2 protein-coding genes are annotated in these 4,092 nt (G+C 24.3%); both read right to left on the reverse strand.

Going from position 1 to position 4,092, the window contains the following annotated elements; translation table 11 throughout:
* Nucleotides 1-467: 467 nt before the first annotated feature.
* Nucleotides 468-950, reverse strand: coding sequence for a mannose/fructose/sorbose PTS transporter subunit IIB (locus tag Q0W06_RS19395; RefSeq protein WP_297639769.1), 483 nt, complete (start codon nucleotides 948-950; stop codon nucleotides 468-470).
* Nucleotides 951-1,105: 155 nt separating this feature from the next.
* Nucleotides 1,106-3,880: a sigma 54-interacting transcriptional regulator gene (locus Q0W06_RS19400; RefSeq protein WP_297639772.1), complete on the reverse strand. Its 2,775-nt coding sequence runs from the start codon at nucleotides 3,878-3,880 to the stop codon at nucleotides 1,106-1,108.
* Nucleotides 3,881-4,092: the final 212 nt, after the last annotated feature.

The raw sequence follows: 4,092 nt of genomic DNA on the forward strand, positions 1-4,092 counted from the left end.
TTAAGTTTTTTTTTGTCAACATATTTTTTAATATGTTTTTTCAAAATTTCTTAAGTTCTTATCGCCTGTCGAAGCTTATCTGCTTCAAGCGACTCACTTATAATATCATCTCATTCATTTATAAATATCTACTAAAAATCTATTTAAATACTTTATTCTATTTTTTCTCTTTTTTTCTTCTATTTTCACTATTTTTTGACTAATGATACGCATGGTATAGTTTTCTATATTAATCTATATAATTCTTATTAATTTCATCTTAATCTCTGTTTAAATTTTATTTTATTCTTTTAATTTTCTCTATTTACTCACTTATCATCCTAAAGCAAATCATCAATATCTATTTAAAATAAATCTATATCCAAAAAAAAATTATATAGTAACCACTATATTATTACTCCTCATCAAAATAAATATTAGTATTCCTTTAATATACTTTTAAATTCCAAATAAATATCTTCTTAAGATTATAATTTTTCAATCTTATCCATTATATATTCTCTTTTATCTTTAACTATTTTTCTTATTTCAAGTTCTATGCCTAAATCATTTAGTTTTTTAAAAGCCTCTATATCTTCATCATTTACTGAAACTGCTGAAGTAATTTGAGTTTTTCCCTCTCTAAAACTCATTCCTCCAACATTAATGCTATTAATTTCAACTCCTCCTTGTACTACTTCTAAAACTTCCATAGGATTAGTAAACAATAATAGCACCTTAAAATCATCAAATCTTGGATCATTAATTATTCGAATCATTTTTTCAACTGTTATAACATTTGATTTTATTCCTATTGGTGTTACTTCTTTTAAAAGTAATTTTCTTAATTCATCTTTTGCAACTTCATTTGAAACAACTAATATTCTATTACATTTTACTGCTCTGCTCCATACTGTTGCAACTTGTCCATGTATTAATCTATTATCAATTCTTACTAGCTTAATTTCCATAACTTTGACTCCTCTAGATACTTTCTTCTGTTATCAAATTTTCCCCATATAATACATCATCTATTGAAATAATATATAAAACCCGATAGCTTCTATAAATTTCTCCATTATTTCTTTATCTTTACTATAAATAATTTTTAATTCATTTTCTAAACTTAATAACTTAATGAATCTACTATATAATAGATTTCATCATTACTTATTTTTAGATTCAATACTCTCTCAAATATTTCCATAGATTTTTTTACATTCTTTATATTTTTTTTATCTAATTTCTCTTTTTTCTCACAATATTCAAGTTCATCTTTTAAAACAACTCGTTCTAGTGCACACGCTACATGTAACATAATTCTTAATTTATTTGAATTTGAAAATTCTTTTTGTGACTCTCTTTCCAAATCATCCATAAATTCTAAAAGTAATCCTATTATTTTATCTGGATTAAAATATGTGATTGTCTCTTTTAATGTGTCATAACAAAGTTTTTCTATTACCATAGTATTTTTTTCAGTATCAATAATAATATTTTCTCCAATTAAAATATTATTAAGTATTTTTTCACCATTTCCACATATAAATTTTTCTAATGATATAAACGGTATATCTATATCAGGATTAATGCTACCTATTATAGCAATTATATTATTATTTTTTGTCAACCTATTTATTTCTTCTTTTATATTTTCAATTCCTAAATTTATTACAGAAATATCTTCACTTGTTTTATTTTTAATTATATTTTCAACTAATTCCTTTAATTTTATAGCTGTTCCCTTCCCTGTTGAACATACAGTAATTATTGTTTTATTTATTTCTTGTTTATTTACTCCATCATTATATCCCTTAAAACACTTTATATAATTGTATACTTCATCTAAGCTTAAATCATCTAATGAAGTTTTCCTCGCTGCTTCTAAAACAGTTGGTGTAGATGTCATATCTACTGATTTTATTCTAATTCCTGTTTTATTATAAATAATATTTGTAAACTCATTTAATACTCCCATATCAATAAGCAATAAAACTCCTTTACCTGTATCGATCTCTTTTATTTTTTTGCATACTATTTTCAAAGTCTCTTTTGGATTTATATCTAAAGGCATATCTATAGCTAAAATATTTTTATTTCCAAATAATTTAACAGCTACATTAACCATACTACTTGCCGTACTGCTTCCATGTGCTACAACAACTATACCAACTTTATCATTATTATTTTTCTCTTCAATCAATGTAATTAATGACATTATGTATGCACTTTCATTTTCAGGAACTCTAACATTAAATCTTTTTTCTACCATATCTGATATATATTTTGATATTTCATATTCTCGAGGAGAAATTAGCACTTTTTCTGCAATTTCAAAATAATTTTCATCAATTTCATTATGTTGATTTAACCTTGTAAATAAAGAACTTAAATGTAAACTCAAAGCATACAAAAATTTTTGTCCATACTCTTTCTTCAACTCTTTACTTAAATATATTCGTATTTCCTCAGCAAAATCTATTATTTTCTCATTTACTATTCTAGATAACTGTTCTTTAGAAAATTTCTTAGACTTTAAGCTTTCATAAAAACATTTTATATGAACATTAATGTCTGTATTAATGAATTTACTAATATCTTCTTCACTCATACCTTCATTTTTTAAAACTATAAATTTATCTTCTATTATTTTATATAAATTAAAAGGTGGCTCATAATTATCTTCTATTACTTTGAATTCCTTTTCATGAGGATAAATAATTATTTCTTTAGCTACTAATTCAATTATTTCTTCATTCTCTATTTTTTTATTTTCTACATGAATTAATTCAACTTTTATATTATTCGGCAGAATATCTAAATTTATATTAATATCTTTCTTCCCATTTATACTATTTAAAAAAGCTTTTGCACATAATAGTTGAATATTTAATTTTAATTGGCCAATATTCCCAAACTCAATACTTCCCATTAATGCCTTTATAATTTTTCTTGTAATCTTAATAGGTTTATTTATTTTAACAGCTTCACATTGTAATAATTCTTTCATTATATCTATTCTATCTTTAATTGTTCTTTCTTCAAAATTAGGTATAGATATCATTATTGGAATTCTTTTAACAATTTTTTTTAATAGCATAGAGTCTCGTTCCTCTATAGTAGCACCTATTATTAAAACATTTGCTCTTCTCTTATACTCATTTTCTCCTAATCTATTAAACCTTCCTGTATCAATAAAATAAAAAATCCTCTCCTGTGCTTCAGCTGGTAATTTATGAATTTCATCTAAAAATAAAACTCCTCCATCTGCTTCTTCAATTATTCCTTTCCCCTCAGAATTTTCTTCCATAAAAGTTCCCTTTATATATCCAAATAATTGTGCTAGTAATAATTGTGGATTATTATTATTATCTGCACAATTGAATCTCATAAAAAGTGCATCTTCATTAAATTTATTTATATATTTCCCATATTCATACATTATATTTCCAAATAAACTTTTCCCGGCACCTGTTGTTCCTAATAGCAAAGTATGTAATCCATTAGATGGATACATTATAGCTGCTTTTGCCTGTTCAATTTGATTTTTCAAGCTTGTTTTAAATCCTATTAAATAATCAAATGGACACTTTTCAGCATCGGAAATCATATACTTTATACTTTTTTCTAATTCCTCAATTGACATATCATTTTTTATCTTTATTTCTAATAAAGTTTCTAATTTTTCTTTATCAAAATATTTAACTGGTCTAGTTTTAACTTTTATTAGTTTTCCCATTCTACAAAGTACATTGAGTTCTTTACTTACATTATTTCTTAAAATTTTTAATTCTTCAGATATTTCAAGCGCATCAATTCCTTTTTCACGTAAATCACTACTCTTAGTATATTCTTTAGATTTCCCTTCTATATAAGAATATATTTTTTCTATTCTCTTCATATTTTATCCCCTTATTGCCAGTTTTATTTTAATAATGTCACCTTTCTATTGTAAACATTTACTTAAATGCTTTCAATATCTCGTACTATATATTCAATATAAATTAACAAAAACAAAAAAACCAGTAGATAACTACTGGTTTTTCCTATGTTTTCACTTGGCAACTTCCTACTCTCCCACAGGGTCACCCTTGCAGTACCATCGGCGTTATA

Source organism: uncultured Clostridium sp. (assembly GCF_947072515.1).
Classification (GTDB): domain Bacteria; phylum Bacillota; class Clostridia; order Clostridiales; family Clostridiaceae; genus Clostridium.

Coding starts and splice junctions, on each gene's coding strand:
- Q0W06_RS19395 (WP_297639769.1), bottom strand. CDS start 950: ATGGAAATTAAGCTAGTAAGAATTGATAATAGATTAATACATGGACAA.
- Q0W06_RS19400 (WP_297639772.1), bottom strand. CDS start 3,880: ATGAAGAGAATAGAAAAAATATATTCTTATATAGAAGGGAAATCTAAA.